24 protein-coding genes are annotated in these 25,800 nt (G+C 65.1%); 14 read left to right on the top strand and 10 right to left on the bottom strand.

All coding sequences use genetic code 11. From position 1 onward, the window contains the following. Positions 1 to 32 precede the first annotated feature (32 nt). Positions 33 to 1,580 (top strand): ABC transporter substrate-binding protein, encoded by a 1,548-nt coding sequence (locus tag Q7514_RS05180; RefSeq protein WP_330132184.1) that lies wholly within the window; start codon positions 33 to 35, stop codon positions 1,578 to 1,580. Then, positions 1,580 to 3,016 (top strand): MFS transporter, encoded by a 1,437-nt coding sequence (locus tag Q7514_RS05185; RefSeq protein WP_330132185.1) that lies wholly within the window; start codon positions 1,580 to 1,582, stop codon positions 3,014 to 3,016. The genes Q7514_RS05180 and Q7514_RS05185 overlap by 1 nt, the downstream gene beginning before the upstream one ends. Positions 3,017 to 3,023: 7 nt before the next feature. Here the strand turns inward: Q7514_RS05185 and Q7514_RS05190 are convergent, their stop codons facing one another. Continuing rightward, entirely contained in the window at positions 3,024 to 3,821 is a 798-nt protein-coding gene (locus tag Q7514_RS05190) for an SDR family NAD(P)-dependent oxidoreductase (RefSeq protein ID WP_330132186.1), read from the bottom strand. 85 nt (positions 3,822 to 3,906) lie between these two features. Here Q7514_RS05190 and Q7514_RS05195 point away from each other — a divergent pair, with 85 nt between their 5' ends. Both Q7514_RS05195 and Q7514_RS05200 read left to right on the top strand, forming a co-directional pair. Further along, entirely contained in the window at positions 3,907 to 4,500 is a 594-nt protein-coding gene (locus Q7514_RS05195) for a TetR family transcriptional regulator (protein ID WP_330132187.1), read from the top strand. Between the two features lie 158 nt (positions 4,501 to 4,658). Beyond that, a complete protein-coding gene (locus Q7514_RS05200) occupies positions 4,659 to 4,934 on the top strand; it encodes a hypothetical protein (RefSeq protein WP_330132188.1) in 276 nt (91 codons plus the stop codon). 50 nt (positions 4,935 to 4,984) lie between these two features. On the opposite strand, the gene Q7514_RS05205 is transcribed toward Q7514_RS05200, so the two are convergent. Genes Q7514_RS05205 through Q7514_RS05220 form a run of 4 tightly spaced genes read right to left on the bottom strand, consistent with a single transcriptional unit; the run spans position 4,985 to position 9,498 of the window. Continuing rightward, the gene (locus Q7514_RS05205) at positions 4,985 to 5,275 is read right to left on the bottom strand and encodes a DUF3263 domain-containing protein (protein WP_169687378.1); all 291 of its coding nucleotides are present in this window, start codon (positions 5,273 to 5,275) and stop codon (positions 4,985 to 4,987) included. A gap of 35 nt (positions 5,276 to 5,310) precedes the next feature. Further along, positions 5,311 to 6,738 (bottom strand): FadD3 family acyl-CoA ligase, encoded by a 1,428-nt coding sequence (locus Q7514_RS05210; RefSeq protein WP_330132189.1) that lies wholly within the window; start codon positions 6,736 to 6,738, stop codon positions 5,311 to 5,313. Beyond that, a complete protein-coding gene (locus Q7514_RS05215; protein ID WP_330132190.1) occupies positions 6,735 to 7,916 on the bottom strand; it encodes an amidohydrolase family protein in 1,182 nt (393 codons plus the stop codon). The genes Q7514_RS05210 and Q7514_RS05215 overlap by 4 nt, the downstream gene beginning before the upstream one ends. 31 nt (positions 7,917 to 7,947) lie before the next feature. Continuing rightward, positions 7,948 to 9,498, bottom strand: a complete 1,551-nt coding sequence (locus Q7514_RS05220; RefSeq protein WP_330132191.1) for an AMP-binding protein — start codon at positions 9,496 to 9,498, stop codon at positions 7,948 to 7,950. Positions 9,499 to 9,635: 137 nt separating this feature from the next. Between Q7514_RS05220 and Q7514_RS05225 the strand changes: the two genes are divergently transcribed. Both Q7514_RS05225 and Q7514_RS05230 read left to right on the top strand, forming a co-directional pair. Then, positions 9,636 to 10,352 carry an enoyl-CoA hydratase/isomerase family protein gene (locus Q7514_RS05225; RefSeq protein ID WP_330132192.1) on the top strand — a complete coding sequence of 239 codons (717 nt, stop codon included), beginning with the start codon at positions 9,636 to 9,638 and terminating at the stop codon, positions 10,350 to 10,352. Positions 10,353 to 10,646: 294 nt separating this feature from the next. Next, entirely contained in the window at positions 10,647 to 11,372 is a 726-nt protein-coding gene (locus tag Q7514_RS05230; RefSeq protein ID WP_330132642.1) for a M23 family metallopeptidase, read from the top strand. A 63-nt stretch (positions 11,373 to 11,435) separates the two neighbouring features. Here the strand turns inward: Q7514_RS05230 and Q7514_RS05235 are convergent, their stop codons facing one another. Next, positions 11,436 to 13,403, bottom strand: coding sequence for a M13 family metallopeptidase (locus Q7514_RS05235; protein ID WP_330132193.1), 1,968 nt, complete (start codon positions 13,401 to 13,403; stop codon positions 11,436 to 11,438). A 173-nt stretch (positions 13,404 to 13,576) separates the two neighbouring features. Here Q7514_RS05235 and Q7514_RS05240 point away from each other — a divergent pair, with 173 nt between their 5' ends. Beyond that, on the top strand, positions 13,577 to 14,746 hold the full coding sequence (locus Q7514_RS05240) for a serine hydrolase domain-containing protein (RefSeq protein ID WP_330132643.1): 1,170 nt from the start codon (positions 13,577 to 13,579) through the stop codon (positions 14,744 to 14,746). On the opposite strand, the gene Q7514_RS05245 is transcribed toward Q7514_RS05240, so the two are convergent. The 3 genes from Q7514_RS05245 to Q7514_RS05255 are packed head-to-tail and all read right to left on the bottom strand — an operon-like array spanning position 14,724 to position 17,627. Beyond that, complete coding sequence (locus Q7514_RS05245) at positions 14,724 to 15,659, bottom strand: PaaI family thioesterase (protein WP_330132194.1); 936 nt, start codon at positions 15,657 to 15,659, stop codon at positions 14,724 to 14,726. The genes Q7514_RS05240 and Q7514_RS05245 overlap by 23 nt on opposite strands. Positions 15,660 to 15,693: 34 nt before the next feature. Beyond that, a complete protein-coding gene (locus Q7514_RS05250; RefSeq protein ID WP_330132195.1) occupies positions 15,694 to 16,350 on the bottom strand; it encodes a response regulator transcription factor in 657 nt (218 codons plus the stop codon). Continuing rightward, a complete protein-coding gene (locus tag Q7514_RS05255; RefSeq protein ID WP_330132196.1) occupies positions 16,347 to 17,627 on the bottom strand; it encodes a sensor histidine kinase in 1,281 nt (426 codons plus the stop codon). The genes Q7514_RS05250 and Q7514_RS05255 overlap by 4 nt, the downstream gene beginning before the upstream one ends. A 115-nt stretch (positions 17,628 to 17,742) precedes the next feature. On the opposite strand from Q7514_RS05255, the gene Q7514_RS05260 reads away from it, so the two are divergent. Together Q7514_RS05260 and Q7514_RS05265 are read left to right on the top strand one after the other, a co-directional pair. Next, on the top strand, positions 17,743 to 18,279 hold the full coding sequence (locus tag Q7514_RS05260) for a hypothetical protein (protein WP_330132197.1): 537 nt from the start codon (positions 17,743 to 17,745) through the stop codon (positions 18,277 to 18,279). Positions 18,280 to 18,365: 86 nt separating this feature from the next. Further along, the gene (locus tag Q7514_RS05265) at positions 18,366 to 18,827 is read left to right on the top strand and encodes a VOC family protein (protein ID WP_330132198.1); all 462 of its coding nucleotides are present in this window, start codon (positions 18,366 to 18,368) and stop codon (positions 18,825 to 18,827) included. A 10-nt stretch (positions 18,828 to 18,837) separates the two neighbouring features. Here Q7514_RS05265 and Q7514_RS05270 read toward each other — a convergent pair whose 3' ends face one another. Continuing rightward, positions 18,838 to 19,881 (bottom strand): sigma-70 family RNA polymerase sigma factor, encoded by a 1,044-nt coding sequence (locus tag Q7514_RS05270; RefSeq protein ID WP_330132199.1) that lies wholly within the window; start codon positions 19,879 to 19,881, stop codon positions 18,838 to 18,840. 187 nt (positions 19,882 to 20,068) lie between these two features. Between Q7514_RS05270 and Q7514_RS05275 the strand changes: the two genes are divergently transcribed. From Q7514_RS05275 to Q7514_RS05295, 5 genes are all read left to right on the top strand, one after another. Continuing rightward, positions 20,069 to 21,511 carry an ABC1 kinase family protein gene (locus tag Q7514_RS05275; protein ID WP_408016045.1) on the top strand — a complete coding sequence of 481 codons (1,443 nt, stop codon included), beginning with the start codon at positions 20,069 to 20,071 and terminating at the stop codon, positions 21,509 to 21,511. Positions 21,512 to 21,627: 116 nt separating this feature from the next. After that, complete coding sequence (locus Q7514_RS05280) at positions 21,628 to 22,437, top strand: crotonase/enoyl-CoA hydratase family protein (RefSeq protein WP_330132201.1); 810 nt, start codon at positions 21,628 to 21,630, stop codon at positions 22,435 to 22,437. A 25-nt stretch (positions 22,438 to 22,462) separates the two neighbouring features. Beyond that, positions 22,463 to 23,620, top strand: coding sequence for an acyl-CoA dehydrogenase family protein (locus tag Q7514_RS05285; protein ID WP_330132202.1), 1,158 nt, complete (start codon positions 22,463 to 22,465; stop codon positions 23,618 to 23,620). A 2-nt stretch (positions 23,621 to 23,622) separates the two neighbouring features. After that, positions 23,623 to 25,188, top strand: a complete 1,566-nt coding sequence (locus tag Q7514_RS05290) for an acyl-CoA synthetase (protein WP_330132203.1) — start codon at positions 23,623 to 23,625, stop codon at positions 25,186 to 25,188. Beyond that, positions 25,188 to 25,799, top strand: coding sequence for a TetR/AcrR family transcriptional regulator (locus Q7514_RS05295; RefSeq protein ID WP_330132204.1), 612 nt, complete (start codon positions 25,188 to 25,190; stop codon positions 25,797 to 25,799). Before Q7514_RS05290 ends, Q7514_RS05295 begins: the two co-directional genes overlap by 1 nt. Position 25,800: the final 1 nt, after the last annotated feature.

A 25,800-nucleotide genomic window follows, 5' to 3' on the forward strand; every position in this document is an offset into this window, starting at 1 on the left:
CGCGTCCGCGATTCGGTCGGTCTGTCGGGACGATGGTCGCAGCGTGTATCGCCGCCCTCATGTTGTCGGCGTGCGGTGCAGCCGCGCCCGGCGACGGCGAGAACCGGTCCGTAGGTGAGGGGAGTCCACCGGTTCAGGGAGGCACAGCGAACATCCTGCAGCCTGCCGAACCGCGTTCTCTCGACCCGGCGGCCCTTTCCAACAGCTGGTCGCATCATCCGGTCATCGGGAACGCCCTGTACGGGACACTGATGACCCTCGATCCCGAGACACTCGAGGTCGGGTACAAGATCGCTACGGACTTCGTGGGGAGTGACGAGGGGCGAACATTCACGTTGACACTGCGGCCGGACGTGGTCTTCTCCGACGGAACACCACTCGATGCCGCAGCCGTGAAATTCAACTGGGATCGGCTGCGCGACCCGGATCTGGCCTCGACCGCGATCCGTCAGGCCGCCCAGGTCACCGGCACCGAGGTGATCGACGACCGGACACTGAAGGTCACACTGCCCGAACCCAACGCGAACTTCGTGCACGGCATCGTCAACACCTCGATGAACTGGATCGCATCGCCGTCCGCGCTCTCCGAGGGCCGAGAGGCATTCGACGAGAATCCGGTGGGTGCCGGTCCGTTCACCCTCGCCGAATGGACTCGGCAGGACACGATCGAACTCGACAAGAACCCCGACTACTGGGACGCGCCCAAGCCGTACCTCGACGGTCTGAGCATCCGAATGCCGACCGACACCAACCAGCGCTTCAACGCACTCACCACAGGTGCCGCCGATCTGTCCACCGAGGCCAGTGGGAAGATTCTGTCGATGGCCGGCGACGCAGGGCTCATGACCGAATCCGTGGCCACCGGAGGTGGGCAGTTCATTGCCCTGAATCTGCGGAGGGCGCCGTTCGACGACGAGCGTGCGCGCCGCGCTGTTGCCCTGGCCGTCGATGCCGAGGCGATCGATTCGGCCGTGTACGAAGGGACTGCGCAGACCCGCGACTTCCTCTTTCCGGAGTCGTCGCCGTTCCACCGCGACATCACGTTCCCCGCACGGGATGCGGAGTCCGCTCAGAAGCTGTTCGACGAACTCGCGTCCGAGGGCAAACCCGTGAAGTTCACCTTCCTGTCGTATCCCACACCGGAGAGTCGCGGACTCGGGGAGAGCTTGCAGGCGCAGCTGAGCACCTTCGAGAACGTCGAGGTGGACGTGGAGATTGCGGACTACCCGGCGGCGACCGCGCGGGCAGGTGCACGAGACTTCGATGCGATGATCTCGACGGCTGTCATCCAGGATCCGGATTACGCGCTCTGGACCGCGTTCCACGGTGATTCACCGGGCAACGTCACGGGCATCGACGACGATGCACTGGACGCGGCCCTCGACGTCGGTCGTACCAGCACATCGATGGATGTGCGCTCCCAGGCATACGCGACAGTCCAGGAACGGCTCGTTGCCCTGAATCCCGCAGTGTGGACCATCCGGGCGGCGCCGTCCACCATCTGGCGCGAGTCGATACACGGAGTCGAGCTGTACGCCTGGGGTTCACCGTTACCCGAAGAACTCTGGCTCGGGAAGTGATGGTGCTGCGCCCGAGCAGCCCCGGCCGCATCGTCGGGGTGCTGGTATTCGGCGGGATCGTCACGACCTTGATGTCGACGCTGGTGATTCCACTCCTCGGTGCGCTCCCTGCGATACTCGGAACCAGTGTCGCCAACGCGTCGTGGGTGGTGACCGTGACCCTGCTGTCGGGTGCGGTGGCGACGCCGGTGACCGGCCGGCTGGGGGACATGTACGGGGCTCGCCGGATACTGCTGCTGTGCACCATCCCGTTGATCGTGGGATCGGTGCTGTGCGCACTCTCGTCGTCATTGGCGCCGATGCTCGTCGGGCGAGTTCTGCAGGGCGCGGGCTTCGGCATGGTCCCGGTGGGGATCAGCGCGCTGCGCACCCTTGTACCGCCGGAGAAGCTGGGATCGTCGATCGCGGTGATGAGTTCGTCGTTGGGTGTGGGGGGAGCGCTCGGGTTGCCGCTCGCCGCGGTGGTGGCCCAAACCACGAGCTGGCGGTTCCTGTTCTGGGGAGTTGCGGCCCTCAGCGCAGCGACTGCAGTACTCATCGCGTGGGCCGTGCCGTCCACGCCTGCCTACGGCAAGGGAAAGCGATTCGATGCGGTCGGTGCCCTCGGAGTTGCTGTGGGCCTGGTGTGCCTGCTCTTGGTCGTGTCGAAAGGCGCCGAGTGGGGATGGGCGAGTCCGGCCACGCTCGCACTGCTCGCCGGCGGGGTGATCGCCCTAGTGCTCTGGGCCCTGTGGGAACTGCGGACCGACGACCCGCTCGTCGATCTGCGCGTGTCGACGGGGACGCGCGTGCTGGTCACCAACTCGGTGACAATCCTGATCGGATTCTCGGCGTACTTCCAGTCGTTGCTCGTTCCGCAACTCCGACAGCTACCGGAATCCACGGGTTACGGGCTGGGACAGTCGATGGTGATGATGGGCCTGTGGTGCGCGCCTGCCGGAATGGCGATGATGGCGGTTGCCCCGCTCAGTGCCCGTCTGACCGCGACACGCGGACCCCGAGCCACGTTGCTCACGGGATGCCTGTTCATGGCGACAGGATTCGCATCCTCACTCTTCCTGATGGGATCGACTTGGGGACTGATGTTCGTCAGCTGCAGTGTCGCTGCGGGTCTCGGTCTCGCCTACGGCGCAATTCCGACGTTGATTCTGAGTTCGGTCCCGCAGTCCGAGGGGGCGTCTGCGAACAGTGTCAATACACTCTTGCGATCTGTGGGCAGTTCGGTCTCGGCTGCCGTGAGCGGGATGGTTCTCGGTCGGATGAGCATCGAGTTCGCAGGAAGCACGATTCCCAGCGAGTCCGGATTCGTCACCGGTTTCATGATCGGCGGCGTGACCGCTCTGGTCGCCGCCGCCACGACCATGATGATTCGTGTTCGGAAGCCGGGCGTCGGTCCGGCACATGAACCTCACGCACCGGAGCGAGCCACGGGCTGATCAGGAACTATCGACCGGCATCCATATTCGACCCGCCGTCGACCATCAGGGTGTGTCCGGTCATGTAGCTGGCCGCATCGCTCGCCAGGAACACGGCAACGGAGGCGACTTCGTCGCCACCTCCGAAACGACCCAGCGGAATCTGGGACCGCATCCACGCCTGCGTCTCCTCCCCTGCCTTCTCCAGGTAGATCTTCATAGCGGGAGTGTCGTAGGCGGCAGGACAGATCGTATTCACCCGGATGCCGTCGGGGCCCCATTCGCGCGCCACCACCCGGGTGGTCGCGCGTATCGCTTCCTTCGTTGCGGCATAGGAGAAGTGGTCCTTCAGTCCACCGACACCGGCTCCGGATCCGATGTTGACGACGTTGCCGCTGCGTTGCTCGAGATACGGGTAGCACGCCTGAAGGTAGTAGTAGGTGCCGAGGAGTCCACTCCGCAAGTGCACCATGAGGTGCTCCTCGTCGGTGTCGACGAACGGCATCTGCGTGTTGCGGACGTTCTGGGCGTTGTTGACGAGGACATCGATGCCGCCGAACTCGGATACGACGGTCGCGACGCTTGCGTCGACCTGGTCGCGCTGGGACACGTCGCATGCAATCGGAAGGCCCGGGCTGCCGTAGTCGCCGAGTTCCCGACTCACTGCTTCTGCGGTGTCCGGGTTGATGTCGACGACCGCAACACGAGCTCCGGCCTGTGTCAGGGCGATCGCGATGTCGCGTCCGAGGCCTTGCCCCGCTCCTGTCACGATCGCGGACTCGCCCGCGAGCGCGCCTTCGAGAAATGCCAGATTCCGTTCGGTCATGGTGTTTGTCCGTTCCTCGCACGTCGGTGATGTGAGACTCAGTCTCAATGTCAATTCAGGGTATCAGGACGTAGGCTGTCTCTCCATGAGCAAGGACATCCGCGATCGAGGTCGAGAGATCCTCACCGCTGAATTGGCGGATGCTGCTGCGACCTACTGCGCTGAACACGGTTTCGATGCTGTGACCGTCGACGACATCGCGCGGGCAATCGGGATTTCCCGAGCAACGTTCTTCCGGTACTTCACTTCGAAGGAAGCTGCGGTCGTCGCTGCGGTCCGGATCGGACGGCTGTCGATCGGCGACCAGGTGCGCCGTGGGCAACCGGCGCTCGGCACGCGGGTCGTCGACGCTGTTCGCGCGGCCATGCAGCCGACTATCGATGCAGCACACGCGACCCCGGGGTTGCTGCGCGCGAGACTGACGATGATCTCCGAGTCCTCGGCGCTGAGGGCTCGTCTGGCATCGGAAAGGTCGGAACAGCGAGTGGACCTGGAGCAGGCTCTGCTCGAACGCGTGGCGGATCCGATCGAGGCGTGCGCTGCTGCCCACGCCTCGATGGCTGCGATCGATCTGGCATGGAGTATCTGGAGTTCCGACGAGCGCATGGAGTTCGACGTCGCCCTCGACCGCGCGTTCGAGCTTGTCGTCGACGTCGACTCGGTCCAACTCGATCGCTGATGGAGGCGAACAGCCTTCTGCCCTTATGATCGGAGGCGCGACCCGCTCTGGTTGTTGCTGTCACGACCTTGATGATTCGTATATCGAAGGCCGACAGCTACTCACCACGACACTCGGCGACCGAACATGACCTGGGCTGAGCAGTATTGGAGACCGATATGGGCGAACAACGACGAGGTGCCGCAATCGCGATGTCCGGCGACGGGGGCTCCGACTTCATGAGTCTTCGAGGTGTGGAACTACGCGGGCGCGCAGTGCTGGTCGGCGAAGTGCCACGTCGCGGCGATGATGTCGACGAACTTACCGAACCCGAAAGGATTTTCGCGGCCAAGTATGCCGGCGGGCGAGGTTTCTCCTACGACGGGCGGCACGCGTGGTGCAAGCTCGAACCGACGAAGATCGTAAGCTGGGATTTCAGCAAAATGCGTAAATGACGGCCGTTGAGCGTTGCTCCGGCGCAGCAGGACCGTACCGGAGCAACGCGTCAGGCCGAGAGCTTGCTGAGCGGGTGCTGGGGTGAGACGAACTTTGCCCGGTCGCGGTCGGCGACCGACCGGATGTCGATAGCCCCGATCCGCTCGTCGCAGACCTTGACGAGTTGGTCGAGGATCTCCGGGTCGAGCCGATTCCACCGGTCCCGTGTCAGAAGCACGCGCAGCCGATGGAAGAACTCCGTTGGGGTGATGCCGAATTCGACGAAGATGTCTTCGTCGGGACCGCCGTTCCAATGCCTCCACTTCAAGGCGAAGGCCAGCATTGCAGCTTCGTCCCTCATCGTGCCTCCTCCTGTAGTGCGGTGGGTGATTCGACCTACCGCAGTTGGTCTTTCATGACTTTTCCGGTGGCGCCGAGTGGCAGCGCATCGAGGTATTCGACGAAGCGGGGCGCCTTGAACCCCGCCATGCGGTCGCGGCTCCATGCGATGAGGTCGTCGGCCGGTACCGGATTGCCCGAGACGACGAAGGCCTTTCCCACCTGGCCGAGCCGGTCGTCGGGAACACCGATCACGGCGACCTGGTCGACGGCGGGGTGTTCGAGCAGGAAGCCTTCGATCTCGGCGGGGTAGGCGTTGAAACCACCGACGATGAACATGTCCTTCTTGCGACCGACGATGCGGAGCCGCCCTTCGTCGTCGAGCGTGCCGAGGTCACCGGTGTGCAGCCAGCCATCGTCGTCGATCGCCTCGGCGGTGCCATGTGGATCGTCGAGATAGCCTTGCATGACGTTGTAGCCGCGGATGAGCACTTCGCTGTCGTCGGCAATGCGGATCTCGATGCCGTCGCACGGCTTTCCGACCGTGGTGGCGATCTGCTCGAATGTGTCGCCGCGACGGGACGCGGTTGCCGTCCCACCTTCACTCAGGCCGTACCCCGTCATGATCGTCTCGAACGGCAACTCCTTGCTGATCCGACGGATGAGCTCGACAGGAATATCGGCAGAACCCGTGACAGCGGCGCGTAGAGACGAGATGTCGTGTGTGGTCGGGGAAGTCAGCAAAGACTGGTAGAGAGTCGGGGGACCGGGGAGCATCGTGACCTTCTCGCGTTCGACGAGTTCGAGCACTCGGTCGACGTCGAGTACGGGTATCGGCAGGATCGTGGCGCCGCGGATCATCGAGGCGATCAGTCCGGCCTTGTAGCCGAACATGTGGAAGAACGGATTGACGATCATGTAGCGGTCGCCTTGGCGGAGATCGGCGAGATCGCACCATTCCGAGAACATTCGCAGGGTCTGCTTGTGGTTCATCATGACGCCCTTCGGGCGGCCAGTGGTGCCCGAGGTGTACATGATGTCGGCGATATCTTCGGCCAGCACACTCACTTCGAACGGCTCGCCGCTGGAGAGGAAGTCGGACTTCAGATCGAATACCGGTACGGGCTCGGTGACCGTGAAGTCCTGGCCGAGGAAACCCTTCTCGACGAGTACGGCCTTCGCTCCGCTTCGGCGGATGATGTCGGAGGCCTCGTTCTCCCGGTAACGGGTATTGATCGGGACGAGGACTCCGCCGGCAGTGAGAAGGCCGAACGCGGCGATTGCCCATTCGGCCGAGTTGGGACCCCAGATCGCCACCCGATCGCCCTTGCGGATGCCTGCGCCGGCGAAAGCACCGGCGGCTCGACGTATCCGGTCGGTGAGATCGGTGAAGGTGATCCGGAGGTCCCCGTCGACGACCGCTTCGGCATCGCCGAAGCGGTCGCCCGAACTCAGGACCATCTCGGGGATGGTCTGCCAGTTCATACCTTCAGGAGCCTCGCAAGGTTGCCACCCATGACCAGCTTCTGATCCTCGAACGGGAGGTGCTGGATGTGGTCGATGTAGGTGGTCGGTTCGGCGAGCCCTTCGGGGTGCGGGTAGTCGGACCCGAACAGCACGCGCTCCGCACCGATGAGGGCGGTCAGCTTGCTGAAGTCCTCTTCCCAGAACGGGCTGACGTGGATGCTCTTCTTGATGGCAGCGACCGGGTCCTGCATGCCGAAGCCCTCGGGCGCCTTCTTGAAGGTGTCTTCGAGGGTCTGGAGCACGTGCGGGAGCCAGGAGGCACCGTTCTCGATGACCGCGATCCGCAGTTCGGGGAAACGGAAGAGCGCACCGTGGCACACCCAGGAGCAGACCGCGTCCTGAATCGGGCGCCACTCGCTGACCATGCGGAACGCGTTGGTCACGAACGGGAGCATCTCCGCGCCCGTGCCGTCCCACTCCTGGTTGTAGCGGGCGTAACCGCTGTCGGAGGAGTGCTGGGTGACCAGGACGTCGAGTTCGACGACACGCTTCCAGAACGGGTCGAACTCGGGGAGGGCGAACGACCGCGGCCCCTTGAATCCGGGCACCGGTGCGGGACGCACGAGAATGGCCTTCGCGCCACGCTCGACACACCACTCGAGCTCCTCGATCGCCTTCTCGACGATGGGGAGGCTGATGACGGGAACGGTGAAGATACGTTCCTTGTAGTTGAATCCCCAGGTCTCGTACAGCCACTGGTTGAGCGAGTGGACGACCGCGTGGATCAGGTCCGGATCGTCACGCATGCGCTCTTCGACGAGGCTGGCGAGCGTCGGGAACATCAGGGTGCGCTCGATCTGGAGCTCGTCCATCAGCTCGAGACGTGCGGCAGGCTCACGGAAGGCCGGGATCGACTTCATCGGCTTGCCGAAGATCTCCCGCTTGCTCTTGCCTTCGGGGTTGCCGTTCTTGAAGTAATCCTCCATTGCACCTGGTCGGGCGACGACCTCGAAGGTGGGGTTGGGGATGTACTCGCTGATCTGATTGCGGATCGCGATCTTGGTGCGGCCATCGACCTGAACGTACTTGATCGCACCCTTGTACTTGTCCGGGAGGAACTTCGTCAGCGCCTCTTCGGTCTCGTACAAGTGGTTGTCCGCATCGAACAGCTGGTACGGCAAGTCTTTCGCTGTCATCAGAAATGCTCCTTCTCTCGTTGTGAGAATACTATTCTCTTCCGATGCGTGCCGCAATATCCTTTCGAACCAAGAACTTCTGGATCTTGCCGCTTGCGGTGCGGGGGAAGTCTGTTACTTCGTGCAACTCCTCAGGCCACTTCTGCTTCGCGACTCCGGCCTGGGCGAAGTGCGCTCGTATGTCGCCGAGGGTGGGCAGGGTATATCCCGGGTGCAGCCGAAGGACCGCCGCGGCGTGCTCACCGAGTCTGTCGTCGGGAGCGGAGACGACTGCGGCTTCCGCGACCGACGGGAGTGCGAGCAGGACCTCCTCCACTTCGAGGGCGCTGATGTTCTCCCCACCGCGGATGATGAAGTCGGCCTTGCGGTCGGTGATGGTGAGATAGCCGTCGTCGTCGAGCACTCCGATGTCGCCGGTGTGGTACCAGCCCTCGTCGTCGAACGCCTTCGCGGTCAGCGCGGGGTCGGTGTAGCCGGCGCACAGGTCCGGTCCGCGGCTGAGGATCTCGCCTTCGTCGGTCAGCCGGATCTCGACACCCGGTGCGGCATTGCCGTCGGTGTAGAGGCGCTTGTCCTCGGGGTCGGTCACCAGCGAGCTCGTGATCGACGGGTGCTCGGTGCTGCCGTATGCGCGGAAGACGATGATTCCGTGATCGGCAAGCCGACGCGTCACTGCCGCCGGAACCGTGGATCCGCCGAGTCCCGCATACTTCATGAACGGAATGTGTCGCTCGGGGGAGAAGTGGGGATGGTCGACGAGGCTCGTCATGAAGTACGTGGCACCGCCGCCCACCACGAGCGCGTCGCTCTCCATGAGTTCGAGTGCCCGCTGGGGATTCCACACGTCCAGCAGATTGATCGGGCTACCGTCGAGGATCGGGATGAGGAAGGCGTTGACCATGCCGATGAAGTGGCCGACCGGCGCGGCCGTCAGCTGCTTGCCCCGGTCCGCCGGGTACCGCGCGGCCAGTTGGCGGGTCTCGCATCCGAGGCTCCGATGGCTGTGGATGACGCCCTTGGGGTTGCTCGTTGTGCCGGATGTGAACGCCAACAGGGCGGGACCTGCCGTGTCGGCGGGCAACACGCCCTCGAACGGCTCGTCGTCGAGCAGGTCCTCGAACGAATCCTGTCCCACCACACCGACGATCGGGACATCGGCGCAGAGATCGGGGTGGAACTCCATGTTGCCGAAGCGCTCTGCGCTCACGAACGCCTTCGGATCCGCCTCGCCGAGGATGTAGGAGAGTTCCTTGCGTCCGTAGAAGTGGACGATCGGTACTACCGCGGCGCCGAGGAACGACGAGGCCCAGAACACCGCCGCGGCCTCCATCCAGTTGGGTAGCTGGAATGCCACAGTGTCGCCGGGGCCCACGCCGCGCTTGTGCAGGCCGGCTGCCAGGCGCCGCGCCACGAGTTCGACGTCGGCGAATGTTCCTTCCCAGGGGCGTACGTCGGAAAAAATCCGAAACTCGGTGTCCGGAGCGGACTTCAGGCCGCGAGAGAGAAGATCGCCGAGTGTGTCGCGTGTCCACCATCCTTCGTTTTCGTAGCGTTCGACAAGCTCGGGGGGTATCTGCCGCATCTGTTGCGCTCCAGGTAGTACGGAGCCGCGCCGAGGTACACCGCGGCGTCGGCGGAGTTCCTGCCGGTCTTCACCGACATGTGAACATGTTATTCTCTCTAAACAAGAATTCCAATATCACCTGGGAGAATTACCCTATGGTCGAGCTCGAACTGGACGAGGGACTCGCGGTCCTCACGATCGATCGTCCACAGGCGCGCAACGCGATCTCGCTCGAGACGATGGATCGACTCGATGAGACGCTCGACAAGGTCGGCGATGCTCGCGTGCTGGTCATCACCGGCGCCGGCGACCGCGCGTTCGTCTCCGGGGGCGACCTCAAGGAGTTGGCCAAGCTGCGGACGGTGGATGAGGCTGCGGACATGGCACGCCGTATGCGGACGATCTGCGATCGGATCGCGGCCTTCCCGGGGCCTGTGGTCGCGGCACTCAACGGCCATGCGCTCGGGGGTGGCGCGGAGTTTGCCGTGTCGGCCGACATTCGCATCGCTGCCGACGACATCAAGATCGGATTCAACCAGGTCTCGCTCGCGATCATGCCTGCGTGGGGTGGTGCAGAGCGGCTCGCCCGAATCGTGGGTCGAGGGAGGGCGCTCATGCTCGCAGGTTCCGGCACGATCCTCGGTGCCGAGGATGCTCATCGTGTCGGTCTCGTCGATCGGGTGCTGCCGCGTGAAACTTTCGACGAGGGCTGGCGGTTGCTCGCGCGCTCACTCGTCAACGAATCCTCGGGTTCGATCAAGCGCGTCATGTCCGGCGCGACGCCGGAAGAAGCGATCGAGGCGTTCGCGCGATTGTGGGTCGCTGATGCTCATTGGGAGGCTGCCGACAAGGTGATGAACCGGGGGAAGTGACCCGGCAGGCCCGTGAACCCGGACACATTTTCGAGTGGCGTCGTCGGAATGTCTGATCCCCTCTGATGTGCATGTGACCAGTGTGGGGAAATTTCGGACATTCCACCAACTCACCCGTGAGCAGACGTCAAATCGACACGCCGTAGGCAACGGCAGAACACGTACTCTGTGATGGATTCGTAACCCTTTCGTTACCGAGAGGCCACTCAGAGGAACGCCGCATTGTCTTACGAGAATTCTGCTCTGCCCGTCATGTCCCGACGCCGACCCGCTGCCGCGCGTATCGGGAGGTGGATGTCGGTGGTCCTCGTTACCGGGGCCGTCACGGCGGCCGGAACGACGGCTGCCAACGCCACGGACACCACCGCAGCCGGCAAATCGGCCCGCACACAGGCGGGTCTCTCATGGACGGGGAGCAGCGAGGCGCTGTCCACGGCGCCACAGGTGCTGTCGATCCCGGGGGTCGACGCCTCGAGCTACACGGAGAAACTGCGCAAGGCCACAGAGCGCGAGCAGCAGCGCATCGCCGAGGCGGCAGCGGCACATCAGGCCGAATTGGATCGCATCGCACATGAGGCGGCGGAGCAGGCCGCACGTGAGGAAGCCGCGCGTCGTCCCGCATCGGTTTTCCCTGCGGCCGGCATCTTCACCTCCGGCTACGGTGCCCGGTGGGGCACCAACCACAACGGCATCGACATCGCCGGCCCCATCGGAACTCCGATTCTTGCCGTCACCAACGGTCACGTGATCGAGACCGGCCCCGCATCGGGATTCGGGCTGTGGGTCCGAGTGCAGCAGGACGACGGCACCGTCGGTGTGTACGGCCACATCGACCGGTCGCTGGTCTCGGTGGGCCAGGCGGTCAGCGCCGGCGACCAGATCGCCACGATGGGAAATCGCGGGCAATCAACGGGACCGCACCTGCACTACGAGGTTCACCTCGCCGACGGCACCAAGATCGATCCCGCCCCGTGGCTCGCGAACCGCGGAATCCCGATCCCCGGCACACACCTGTCCTGAGACGCGTGCTCCACGATCGCGGCCCCGCACACCTCGTCGGTGTACGGGGCCGCGATCGTTCGATCACCAGATCTTCACGCGCTCCTCGGGTTCGAGGTAGAGGCCGTCGCCCGGCTTCACGTCGAACGCAGTGTGGAACGCATCGATGTTGCGCACGACACCGTTGCACCGGAACTCCGGCGGGGAGTGCGGGTCGACGGCGAGCCGCCGCGTCGCCTCCTCGTCGCGCACCTTCGTACGCCACACCTGTGCCCATCCGAAGAACACCCGCTGCAGACCCGTCAGTCCGTCGATGACCGGGGGCTCCTCGCCCCCGACTGCAATCTCATAGGCCTTCAACGCAATCGACAGTCCTCCCAGATCGCCGATGTTCTCACCGATCGTGAAGCTGCCGTTGACGTGCTTGCCGGGAAGCGCCTTCGGCTCGAACTCGTCGTACTGGGCAATGAGAGCTGCGGTGCGCTTACCGAATTCCGTGCGGTCCGAGTCGGTCCACCAGTTCTCGAGGTTTCCGTCGCCGTCGTACTTGGCGCCCTGGTCGTCGAAGCCGTGACCGATCTCGTGTCCGATGACCGCGCCTATCCCGCCGTAGTTCGCGGCGTCGTCGGCCTGCAGATCGAAGAACGGTGGCTGCAGGATCGCCGCGGGGAAGACGATCTCGTTCATGCCCGGGTTGTAGTAGGCGTTGACTGTCTGGGGAGTCATGAACCACTCGCCACGGTCGACGGGGCCGCCGAGCTTGGCGAGTTCGTGGTCGTACTCGGCGGAGTAACCGCTGCGGTAGTTGCCCACCAGGTCGTCCGGGGTGATCGTGACCGCCGAGTAGTCCCGCCACTTGTCGGGATAGCCGACCTTCGGGGTGAACTTCTCGAGCTTTCGGAGCGCCGCCTGACGGGTCTGAGGGCTCATCCACTCCAGATCGGTGATGCTCTGTCGGTACGCCTCGGTGAGGTTCTCGACGAGCACCTGCATCCGGGTCTTCGCCTCGGCCGGGAAATGGCGTTCGACGTAGAGTTTTCCGACGGCCTCACCGAGAAGGTCCTGCACGAGTGACACGCCGCGCTTCCAGCGTTCGCGAATCTCCTCGGCGCCCGTGAGGGTGCGGCCGTAGAACGCGAAGTTCTCGTCGACGAACGCGTCGGTCAGGTACGGGGCACGTGCGCGCAAGATCCGCCACGACGCCCACGCCTTCCACTCATCGAGCGACTCGTCTGCCCACACCTGCGTGAACACGTCGAGGAAACTCGGCTGACGCACCACGATCTCGTTCCACTGCTCTGCGGTGGCGCCCGTCGCGGCGATCCAGCCGGACCAATCGAAATCGGGGAGATCGGTGAGCACCGACTCGAGGGTGACGAGGTTGTACGTCAGATCGGCATCGCGACGTTTGACGACGTCCCAATGCCCGGCGGCAAGCTTCGACTCGAGCGCGAACACGCGCTGCGGATCGTGATCGAGGCCTGCGAGCGTGAACATCCTGCCGATGTGCGCGACGTACTCGTCGCGGATCTCGGCGTACTGCTCCTCGCGGTAGTACGACTCGTCGGGCAGGCCGATGCCGCCCTGCGCGACGTGCATCAGGTAGCGCTGGGAGTTCTTCGAATCGGTGTCGACGTAGTGGCCGAACGCGCCACCGACACCCACCCGTTGCAACCGTCCGAGCACGGACGCGAGTGCGGCGCGATCGGCGGCACCCGCGACCGACGACAGCTCGTCGGCGATGGGCCCGAGCCCGGCGGCCTCGATCGTGTCGGTGTCCATGAAACTCGTGAACAGGTCGCCGATCTTCTGCGCATCACTCCCTGGCGCGGCGTCGGAGTCGGCAGCCTCCCCGATGATCGTTCGCACATCGGTCTCGGCCTTGTCGGCGAGGGTGCGGAAGGCGCCGTCGAGGGCGCGGTCGGCGGGAATCTCGTGTTCGGTGAGCCAGCGGCCGTTGACGTGCTCGAACAGGTCGTCCTGGGCGCGTGTGCCCTCGTCGACGTGGTCGAGATCGATTCCGGATCGGGTCTCCGAGTGCGCAGTGGTCATGCCGTCCATCCTTACACTCGTAACAGTCCTGATGCAGTAAGCGCTCGAACGTCGGAGAACATGCACGCGCCGTCCGGCCGATCCCTACCATCGGGTCGGGAACCCACGGACGGGAGAAGAACACGGTGGCCAGCGGTGACGAACCGGCGTCGAAGGCGACGCTGCGCACGGAGATGATCGTCGACAAACGATTCCTGCCCGTCGCCGACGTCTTCTTCCGGATGTTCGACAAACCCGGCCAGGGCGGCGGCGCGATCGCCGCGTACCTGCACGGCGAACCCGTACTCGATGTCTGGGCGGGATGGGCCGACAAGCAGCGTCGCTGGGCCGGCGACACGATCGTGCTGTCGTTCTCCACCGGCAAAGGTGTCGCAAGCACGGTGCTGCATCGTCTGGCCGAGCGGGGCCTGGTGTCGTACGACGCACCGGTTGCGCAGTACTGGCCCGAATTCGGTGCCGCCGGAAAAGAGAACATCACCGTCCGCGAGCTCATGTCGCATCGCGCGGGTCTGCACAAGATCCGCGGACTCGTCCCGGGCCGATACGGTCTCCTCGACTCGGAGAAGGTCGCTGCGGCGCTCGCAGCAGCACCACCGGACGCGCGCAGGCTGACGGGACCGGGCTACCACGCCGTGACCTACGGAAACCTCGTCGCGGAGGTCGCCGCGCGGGTCTCGGGTATGCCGTTCCAGGACCTCGTCCGGCAAGAGATCGCCGAGCCGCTCGGCGCGGAGGAATTCGGGGCGGCGGAGTTCTGGTATCGCGTGCCACCCGAGCAGCGGCACCGCATCGCGCGACTGTTCCCCAAGGTCAACTTCCTGCCCGCACCGTGGGCGACCGCAGGCGCGGTGATGTCGCGGATGCCCGGTGTCAAAGGTCTCGCCGAGGCCGGGATGGCCGACGGGTTCGACGAGGTGATGCGCAGCCCCCGGGCCCACAACGCGGTGATGCCGGGCTGGAACGGCGTGTTCACCGCCCGCTCACTCGCCCGGATGTACGGCGCGCTCGCGAACGGAGGTGCACTCGAAGGTGACCGCCGGCTGCTGACGGAGGAGACCGTCGAGCAGTTGCTCGAGGTGCAGACACGTCGTCGTGACTACGTCCTGGGCTTTCGTCCCAATTGGCGGCTCGGCTACCACCCCGCCTGGGTGGCAACGCGGAAGCAGCCGCTCAGGTCCATCGGGCACTACGGTTTCGGAGGTTCAGGCGCGTTCGCCGATCCCGAGACCGGACTGTCCTTCGCCTTCGTGACCAACCGGCTGGGCAACGCCTACACCACGATCTCCGACGGACGCTTCCCGCGGCTCGGCGGTGCAGTGGTCACCGCGGCTCGGCGAAGCTAGCGAACAACTGCACGCTCGCGTACGCCCGCACGTACACGGTGCCGTCCTCGCCGGTCAACAGCGTCTCCAGCGATGCGAGACGCCGTCCGGCCCGCACCACGTCGGACTGCACCTTCACGACCGGTCCGGGCACCGCAGGAGAACGCAGGTAGTCGAGGGTGATCTGAAGCATCCGGTACTGCCCGCCCGCTTCGGTGAGACTTTGTGCTGCGAGGCCGGTGACGATCTCGGCGATCGAGAGCAGCACTCCGCCCTGGATCGAGCCGATGAGGTTCGTCATCCACTCGCCCGGCGTGACGGTGGCGCGCACCGCGCCGCGTTCGACGGTGTCCACCCGGAGGTCGTGCATCCCGGCGAGTGGACCTCGGGGCAGCGTGCCCGAAGCGATGCCGCTGACGACGTCGAATCCCGACGTCGAGTCGAGGACATCGCCGTCGATCCAGGGTTCGTGTTCGTCCGGGGCCGTGGGGAACGAGGCCGAAGAACCGGCGCCGTCGGTGGGTGTGCGCCCGACGACAATGGTCCGTCCGGTCAGGTGCAGGACGAGGTTGCCGTTCTCGTCGAGGATCTCTGCGGACGACAGACCGGAGGTGTCGTCGAAATGCATGCTGCGTCCCACGCCGGAGACCAGTCCGGCGTGCGGGAACGGATTCGCGGTCGATACGGTCAGCTGCGCGAGCACAGCCTGCGCGACGACACCGCTTGTGTGTTGACGGGCGACGCCGGCGGGAGCGGCTCCGACGATGTCGGACAACGCGCCGAACGCCGAGATCGTGACCTGTCCGCGGTGGTCGAAGAACTTGGGGCCGACGGTTTGCGTCACCGACACCGAGCCGGGTGGGCACACGGTCACTCCGACGCCCGAGTATGCGGCGGGTCGGTCGATCGGGAACGTGGCAATTTCGAGCGTCATGCCGTCGATTCTCGCTCAGACGATGGTGAGCGGATCACCGGGACTCGTGCGCCAGGATCGCGGCCTGGATCCGCGACTGCAGATCCAGCTTGTGCAGAACCCGCGCGACATGCGTCTTGACGGTGGTTTCGCTGACCCCGAGGCGGGTGGCGATCTGCCTGTTCGACAGGCCTTCGCCGATGAGGTCGAACACTTCGCGCTCGCGGCCGGTGAGAGTGTCGAGAGCGGGAACGGGCGCGGGCGTGTGCTCACGTACGGCGGCGAACGCGTCGATCACCGTGCGGGTGACCTCGGGCGCGAGCACCCCGTCGCCCGCGTGCACGGAGCGGATCGCGTGCAGGAGGGCATCGGCCGATGCGGATTTGAGGAGGTAGCCGCCTGCGCCGGCCCGGAGACTGTCGAACACGTACTCGTCGATCTCGAAGCTGGTGAGCACGAGGACCCGGCTACCGGTTTCCGAGGTGATGATGCGGGTCGCGGCGATGCCGTCGGTTCCCGGCATCCTGATGTCCATCAGCACCACGTCGGGTTTCAGCGCGAGCACCTGGGACACGGCGACGGCGCCATCGGCGGCTTCACCGACCACCTCGATATCGGGGTCGGAGTCGAGAATCATCCGCAGGCCGCTGCGGATGGCGGTGTGGTCGTCGGCCAATAGCACGGTGATGGTCCGTGGGTCTCTGATCGTCACTGAATGTCTCCTGTCCGTAGAGGCAGATGCACTTCCGTCCGCCACAGCATCCTCCCGTCGCTGCGCTCGGCTGGGTCCTTCCCGTCGCTGCGCTCGGCTGGGTCCTTCCCGTCGCTGCGCTCGCCTGGGTCCTTCCCGTCGCTGCGCTCGCCTGGGCCCTCGACGATCTGCGAACGGGCACGGCCACCGATGGCTGCGGCACGTTCGGCGATGTTGCGCAGACCATGCGAGCCACCGTTTCCGACGTGGGCGGGCTCCCGTCGGCCCCGGTCCGGGGGCAGCGGGTTCGACACTCGGATCGTGAGTTCGCGGTCGTCCATCGCGAGTTGCAGGAGGACAGGGAGTCCGGGTGCGTGTTTCGTTGCGTTCGTCAAGGCTTCCTGGATGATGCGGTAGGCGGTCACGTCCACGTCGGCATCGAGTCCGGTCAGGTCGGGGGCCTCTACGGTGACGATGCTGCCGCTCGCCTCGGCCGACGCCACGAGAGCGGTCAGATCGGACAGCCGCCCCGCGGTGGCGGTCTCCTCCCGGGCGTCGTCGCTGCGCAGCAACGTGACCATCGATTGCATCTCCCGCAGGGCGTCGACGCTGTTGGCTCGCACCGACTCGAGCACCGACATCGCCTTCTGCGGATCGCGGTCGCGCAGTCGTAACGCGGCCTCGCTCTGGATGGCGATCGCCGACAGGTGCCCGGCAACGATGTCGTGGAGATCGCGTGCGAGGTGTGCTCGTTCGGACGTGATCGCCGCCGCACGATCCAGTTCGGCGACCTGGGCCAATGCCTGCGCTTTGGTGCGCTCGGCCTCGGCGGCGTCGCGGTGGGTTCGCACCGATCGGGCCCACCACACCGGCAGTGAGATGAGGAGCGCGCCCATAGCCGCGACGAATACCGCCGGCCTCAACTCGCCCGTGTAGATACCGAAGCCGACGGCGAGTACTGCGATCGGGACGATCGGTGCACGCTCCAGGAACACGCTCGTCCGCGCACTCCCGTACAGCGCAGCTGCGAACAGCAGGTCGCCGTATGCGAGCCAGACCGGCAGGGAGATACCGAGCGCGAAGTCGACGGCGATGGGCACCGAGGCCAGCATCAGACCGAGTAGTGGGTGCGAACGTCGCAGGAGGATCGGTACGCACACGGCAGCGAGAAGCACCAGTCGCACCTGCACCGACGTCTCGTCGTGGGCAACCAGGGCACCGAGGTCCAGCAGATACAGCACCGCGCCGCACACGAAATATGCGAGTGCGATGAGAGCGGCTGCGTATCGGTCGATCACGATGCCATTCGATCACAGCGACCTGCCCGAACAGACCGGCGTCATCCGAAGTGATGACGCCCTGCGACCCGATCGGCGGACGCGGCGACGAGGTTGCCGACGACATGCTCGAATCATGTTCGCCAGCCATATCACCGCATTCATCATCGCCAGCGAGGTCGGGTTCTGGGTGGTCCTCGCCCTGGGGCTCGTCGTCCGTTATCTGCTGCGTCTGCCGAAGGCCGGTGCGGTGGTCCTCGCGCTGATTCCCGTCATCGACGTCGTGCTGCTCGTCGCTGTTGCACTGGACCTACGGAACGGCACCGAGGTCGGCTACATCCACCGCATCGCCGGAATCTATCTGGGAGTGAGTGTCGCGTTCGGACCCAGCATCGTCCGCTGGGCCGATCGTCGCTTCGCTTACCTGTTCGCCGGCGGCGAGAAACCCACACCTGCGCCGAAGGAAGGGCCGGAAGCGTTCCGGCACGAGATCGCGAGTTTCGGGCGCTGGCTCATTGCAGCCGGTATCAGTGGAGCGGCCATCCTGGGACTCGGCGCGACAGTCGCGAACGATGCGCAGAGCGCCGCCCTCAACGCCGTGTTTCCGACGCTCGGAATCATCACCGTCATCTGGTTGATGACCGGGCCGGTATGGGTTCTGAGCAAGATCTGATCATCGCGATGAGATTTCCGGCGGCCGTGGGTCTGTCTCCTTCGAACGCTCACCGAACCGATCCTCACCGACCCAAGGAGATCCCGATGTCCCGCATGCTCTTCGCCAACCTCGCCGTCGAGAATGTCGCCGCGACCCGCGCATTCTTCGACAAACTCGGCTTCACCTTCAACGAGATGTTCTGCGACGAGAACACCGCGTGCCTGGAGATCAACGAGCAGTCGTTCGTGATGCTGCTCGAGAAGCCGCGATTCCGCGATTTCATCAACGACGACATCTGCGACACCTCGACTGCGAGGGAGGTACTGATGTGCGTGTCTGCGGACAGTCGCGAGGCAGTGGACCAGTTGGTCGACGGAGCGGTCGCCGCGGGCGGCAGCGAGTGGATCACGGCCGGATCGCAGCAGGCGAACGCGGAGATGGGCGAGTTCTCGCACAGCCGCGCATTCCGCGACCTCGACAACCACGTCTGGGAGGTCATGTGGATGGATGTCGAGGCCGCTGCCCAGCAGTGGGCGCCCGAAGGCGACGGTAGTACCCAGGCCTGACTGTCCGGAACTATTCAGCGCTCAGCTTCGGGCTGCCGGGAGTCTCCGGTAGCCCGAAGCGCGCGAACAACCCGACGAGGTCGTCGCTGAAGAAGACCGTCGCGTGCGCGACCTTGCCGTCGACGATGTCGAGCACCTGGAGCTGAAACGGACGATGCTGCCCATCTTCACCGCGCATGTAAAGTCCGAGGGCCGGCTGTCCGTTCGCCACCGTGGGGAGCAGGATCTGATCTCCCGGGCCTTTTGCCGGGCAGTTGCACTTGATCAGAGTCACGATGGCGTCGGCACCTTGATACCAGCCGTCGAACGGCGGCATTTCCCAGATGGCGTCCTCCGTGAGCATCGTGACGAGCGAATCGATGTCGTACTTCTCGAACCCCTCGACCCACCGCTTCACGAGCGCGCGGGCTTCGGCGCTGTCGGGTTCGCTGAGTTCGGCGTTCGAGGCCTGGGAGTCGCGTAGTTGCGCGCGGGCGCGTTGGAGCAGGCTGTTCACCGCGGCGGTGGTGGTATCGAGTGCGGCGGCGACTTCGCTTGCCCGCCATTGCAGTACATCGCGCAACAGGAGTACCGCGCGTTGCCGCGCCGACAGGTGCTGCAGCGCGGCGACGAACGCGAGCCGGATCGAATCGCGTGACGCGACGATCGTTGCGGGATCGCTCGGGTCGTCGGTGTGGCCGTCGTCGGTGTAACCGCCGGGGATCGGCTCGAGCCAGGGGATTTCCTGACGGGAGACGAGGTCGTCCGTCGGGTCGGAACTCGGTGCACCCAGCCCGGTGGGCAAGGGTCTGCGTTTGCGTCCGTCGAGCGCTGTGAGGCACACGTTGGTGGCGATGCGGTGCAGCCACGTACGCAACGACGACCGCCCACCGAAGTTGTCGTATCCGCGCCACGCCCGCAGGTACGTTTCCTGCACCAGGTCTTCGGCGTCGTGGAGGGAACCGCTCATCCGGTAGCAGTGGGCGAGAAGTTCGCGTCGGTACGGTTCGGCGGCATCCATGAACGTGGCATTGCCGAGGCCACTCGATGTCGTAGCAAGAAGCTGTTCTGTCATGGGTCCCCGCCCTCGGTCGACTGCCTGAACAACTACCTGCCCGAGAGTAGTCCCGGGCGCCGACACACAACAGACCGAGAAGTCTTCCGAAGGAGGTCACAGGCACTTCGATTGTGACGGTTCTCCGGGTAGCGTGCACGAAGCCGTGTCCTGGTGGGGGGCACGATGGGATGGATTGGGGCGGGTGTTGCACGAGAACACCGGACGGAACGGTGCGTCGAATGGGGCGGGGCCTGTGGGTCCGTTCGCGGGTGGGCCGCCCCCGGACGCGCTGCATGTCGAGACTCCGCCGCTCGAACGGTTCGGGCTCGCCGAACTCGGACGCGCGGTCGTCGTCGCCTGTGCTCTCGTCGCCTTCGTGACGTGGGCGATCCTGCGGTGGTCGGTGCAGCGGCCCGTGGGGCGTGCAGACGGTCGCAGCATCGTCGACGCCGCCGCGCACGGCACGGTCGATGCATTCGAACATCTCGGACCCACATTCGTGAAGCTCGGACAGCTCGTCGCGTCGTCGCCGGGCCTGTTCCCGGTCCCACTCGCCGACGCCTGCCTGCGCATGCTCGACGACGTGCCCACCTTCCCTTCCGAACAGGCCCGCGCGGTCATCGAGGAAGACCTCGGCCACCCGATCGGCGAGATGTTCTCGTCATTCGACGATGTGCCGCTCGCAGCGGCCTCGGTCGCGCAGGTCCACGGATGCGTGCTCCTCGACGGCCGCGAAGGTGTGATCAAGGTGCAACGCCCCGGGATCTCACGACGGATGCTCGTCGACCTGCGCGCGGCATATGTCGGCGCCAAGATCCTGCGGATCTTCGAGTTCTTCCGGATCGCCAACACCCCCGCGATCATCCGCGACCTCTACAACGCGACGATGACCGAACTCAACGCCGCGGTCGAGGCCGACCGGCAGGATCGCTTCCGCAACAACATCGGGGCGTTCGGCGACAACCGGTTCGTCACCGTGCCCGAGCTCTACTGGAATTGGTGCGGGCCGAGGGTGATCTGTATGGAACGGCTGAAAGGCACCCCGCTCGACCGTGTCGTGCCAGGCGAAGGCGGTCTCGACACCGCGCTGCTGGTTCGGCGCGGCGTGAAGGTGTGGATCGAAGCGGTGCTGTTGCACGGCCCGTTCCACGGTGATGTGCACGCCGGGAATCTGTGGCACCTCGACGACGGACGTGTTGCGCTGCTCGACTTCGGGATCGTCGGTGAACTCCCCGAACAGTGGCGGACGGTGCTGCGCGAGCTGTTCCGCTCGGCATTGCTCGACGGTGACTTCTCCTCGGTCGCGAAGAGTATCCGGGAGCTCGGGGTCTCGGAGGATCTCGATGTCGACGATGCCGAGGTCGGGCGGCAGGTGGCGGAGACCTTCGCGCCGCTGCTGGGACGTGATCTCTCGGAGCTGCGGCTCAGTGCGTTGATCGGTGCGCTCGTGTCGCTGGGACGTCAGTGGAACACTTCGAGTCCGGAAGAGCTGGTTTTGTTCGGTAAGCAGGTCGGCTACTTCGAGCGGTACGCGACCGCGCTCGCACCGGGCTGGGTACTGGGCCGCGACCCGTTCGTCTTCCGCAATGTCTTTCCAGAGGAAGTAGCCATAAGAATTGCCGAATCGGGCGTGAGCCTGCCCGACTGAGTGAAATGCATCCGGGGCCTTTACAACACTTCGTGCACGCCGTAATTTAACGATCGTTCGACCCAACTTGCTGGGTTCGACCGCTGACGGCATCGCTACGGAAGGATCACGACCTCATGAGTGCATCGCAGGACGTCGTACTCGCCGAACGGGACGGCCACGTCGTCACGTGGACGATCAACCTTCCCGAGGCGCGGAACCCGATCTCCGGAGACGACGTCGTCGAACGGCTCGTCGAACTCGTCGAGGCGGCGAACGACGACGTCGAGACCCGCGTCGTCGTCCTCACCGGCGCCGGCTCGGCGTTCTCCGCGGGTGGCAACGTCAAGGACATGGTCGATCGCACCGGCATGTTCGCCGGTGCACCGCACGCACTCCGCGACGGGTATCGCCGTGGAATCCAGCGGCTGCCCAAGGCGATCTTCCACTGCGAGGTCCCCATCATCGCGGCCGTCAACGGACCCGCCGTCGGCGCGGGTTGCGACCTCGCGATGATGTGCGACATGAGGGTCGCCTCGACCAAGGCATTCTTCGCGGAGAGCTTCGTCAAACTCGGCATCATCCCCGGCGACGGCGGCGCCTGGCTGCTGCCGCGCGCGATCGGTGCTGCCCGCGCCGCCGAGATGGCCTTCACCGGCGACCGCGTCGATGCCGCGACAGCGCTCGACTGGGGCATGGTGTCGCAGGTCGTCGAACCCGAGCAGCTGCTCGGGACCGCACGCGCCCTGGCTGATCGCGTCGCCGTCAACCCGCCGCATGCGCTGCGCATGACCAAGAAACTGCTCCGCGAAGGACAGCGCGTCGATCTCGACACCCTCCTCGAGCTGTCGGCGTCGCTGCAGGCGCTGTCGCATCACACCGAAGATCACCGAGAAGCGCTCGCCGCGTTCATGGAACGCCGCCCGGGCAACTTCACCGGCAACTGAACTCCGAGACCGAAGGAAGACCACCGTGAAGAGGACGATCCTCACCGAAGAGCACGACGCGTTCCGTCAGATGCTGCGCGACTTCATCGAGCGCGAGGTTGCACCGCACCGAGAAGAATGGGACGAGCTCGGGCACCCACCGCGCGAGTTCTTCCGCCGACTCGGCGAGCTCGGCATCCTCGGTGTCCAAGTACCCGAAGAGTTCGGTGGCGGAGGCGAATCCAGCTTCATCTACAATTCGATCGTGTTCGAGGAGGTCGCGCGCGCCGGTGTGTCCTTCGGTGGCTACACCGTCCACGCGTGCCTCATCCTTCCATATCTGATGGCGTACGCCACCGACGAACAGAAGAAGCGCTGGCTCCCGGGATTCTCGGACGGCTCGATCATGACTGCGATCGCGATGACCGAGCCGGGCACCGGTTCCGATCTCGCGAACATCGCGACCACGGCGAAGCTGTCGGAGGACGGCTCGCACTACATCGTCAACGGCGCCAAGACCTTCATCACCGGTGGCGCCACCGCCGATCTGATCCTCACGGTGTGCCGCACCTCGCCGTTCGATCCGGAGAATCGCCGCGGCGGCCTGTCGATCATCGCCGTTCCCACAGCAACCGAGGGTTTCGCCGTCGGACGCAAGCTCAACAAGATCGGCCTGCATCAGCAGGACACCGCCGAGCTGTCCTACAGCGACGTCAAGGTGCCCGTGGAGAACCGCCTCGGCGAGGAAGGCGCAGGCTTCGGCTACCTGGCGCACAACCTCCCCCAGGAGCGTCTGGCCATCGCGCTGAACCAGGTCGGCTTCGCGGAGGCCGCGATCTCGCATGCGATCGCCTACACGCAGGAACGTAAAGTGTTCGGCAAACCGGTTGCCTCGTTCCAGAATTCGAAGTTCGTGCTCGCCGAATGCTCCGCCGAGACCCAGGCCGCGCGAGTCTACGTCGATCACTGCCTCGAACTGCTCGACCGCGACGAACTGTCGGTTGCCGACGCCGCGCGCGCCAAGCTGTTCTGCACGGAAGTCGCGGGCCGGGTCGTCGACAAGTGCCTGCAGTTGCACGGCGGCTACGGCTACATCACCGAATACCCGATCGCGCGGCTCTACGCCGACACGCGCGTCACCCGGATCTACGGTGGCACCAGCGAAGTGATGAAGACGATCATCTCCAAGGATCTGGGGCTGTAGTCATGTACCCGGGCCGCTACGCAGTAACGCACCCGGACCGGCCCGCGGTACACGAGGCCGCAACCGGGCGGACGATCACCTATCGAGAACTCGAGGAGGCGTCCGTCCGGTTCGCGCACTGGCTGCGCGCGCACGACGTGGGTGTCGGCGACCATGTCGCAGTGATCACCGTCAACCACGCAACGGCATACGAACTGTATTGGGGTGCACTTCGTTCCGGTGTCTACATCACCTTCGTGAATTCGCACCTCGCAAGCGCGGAGGCCGCGTACATCGTGGACGACTGCGACGCGAAGATCCTGTTGGTGTCGGCTCCCCTCGGGGCGCTCGCCGAGGAGATCGTCGCATCGACACCGAAGGTGCAGCATCGCGTCGCCTTCGGCGGTGCGATACCCGGTCATCTCGACTACGAGACCGAGGTCGAGGGCCTGTCCACGGTACCGCCGGCCGACCAGCCACGGGGCAGCGACATGTTGTATTCGTCGGGAACCACAGGGCGCCCCAAAGGAATCAAACCACGTCTCAGCGGTGTGCAGATCGACGAGGATCCCGGGATCCCGCTCATCGGTATGCTGCGGCACTTCGGATTCGACGAGGACACCGTCTACCTGTCGCCCGCGCCCATCTACCACTCGGCGCCGCTGCGCTACAGCGTGCTCACACAGGGTATGGGCGGCACCGTCGTTCTGATGGAACGCTTCGACGCGGAGGAGTCGCTGGAACTGATCGAGCGTCATCGCATCACCCACAGTCAATGGGTTCCCACACATTTCGTGCGTCTGCTCCGGCTCCCCGCAGAGGTTCGGGACCGGTACGATCTGTCGTCGTTGCGATGCGCGATCCACTCGGCGGCGCCGTGTCCCGTCGAGGTCAAACAGCGCCTCATCGAGTGGTGGGGCGAGATCGTGTACGAGTACTACTCGGCAACCGAGGCTGTCGGCAGCACCGTCATCACACCGCAGGAGTGGCTCTGTAAGCCCGGAAGTGTGGGGCGTACAGGCGGACCCGGAAGCAGCGGGATCGCGCACATTTGCGCCGGCGACGGCAGTGAGCTGCCGGCGGGGCAGGCGGGAACGGTCTACTTCGAGAAACCGGTGCAGAATCTCGAGTATCACAAGGACCCGGTCAAGTCCGACTCGGCACGACATCCGTTCGAGACGAACTGGGCGACCAACGGCGACCTCGGCTACCTCGACGAGGACGGCTACCTGTTCCTCACCGGCCGCGACAGGTTCACGATCATCTCCGGTGGCGTGAATATCTACCCGCAGGAGATCGAGAACATCCTCGCCCTGCACCCGGATGTCGGCGACGTCGCGGTCGTGGGTGTGCCGGACGCAGACCGCGGTGAACGCGTCGAAGCGTTCGTGCGGCCCGCGGACGGCGTCGCTCCCAGCGATGACCTCGAACGCGGGATCATAGTGTTCTGTCACGAGCGGCTGTCGAAGTTCAAATGCCCACGCAGGGTTCGCTTCGTCGACAGCCTGCCGCGCACCGCGACCGGCAAGATGGTCAAGGGCGCTCTGCAAGAACTCATCGCCGAGTATGCCGATGCAGGGGCAACGTGATGGCTCCGTCTCCCAAGCAACGGTTGTTCATCGATGTGGGGCGCAAGGAGTTCGCGCGCAACGGGTACGGTGCCTCGTCGATCCGCACGATCGCGCAGGAAGCGGGTGTGAGTCTGTCGGCCTTGTACTACCACTACAAGAACAAGCAGGATCTGCTGCTCGCAATCCTGCTGGACGGCGTCGACACATACGACGCGGTGTGCGACGCCGAACTGGCCGATGCCGGAGACGATCCCGTCGCACAACTGCGCGCGTTCGTGCGAGGAAATGTCAAGTTCCGGACCCAGTACCCCCTCCAGGGGCAGCTGATCGCGACCGAGGTCCGCAACCTGGAACCCGACGGAGCGCGACAGTACGACGAGCGTCGCCGTGCGGGGCGCAAGCGGATGCGCGACATCATCGACGAAGGCGTCCGCCAAGGTCTGTTCACCACGAAATACCCCGACGACTGCCGCCGGTCGATCCTGGCGATGGTGTCGGCGATCGCAAACTGGTACGAACCGGCCGGCCCCGACACCCCGGACGAGATCGCCGAACGCTACGCCGACATGGCAATGGATTTGTTGTGCCCGAGCGGGACGAACACTGCCCCGCGCGACGGAAGAGAATGAC

The organism is Rhodococcus artemisiae (genome assembly GCF_036327795.1).
Lineage (GTDB): Bacteria > Actinomycetota > Actinomycetes > Mycobacteriales > Mycobacteriaceae > Rhodococcus > Rhodococcus artemisiae.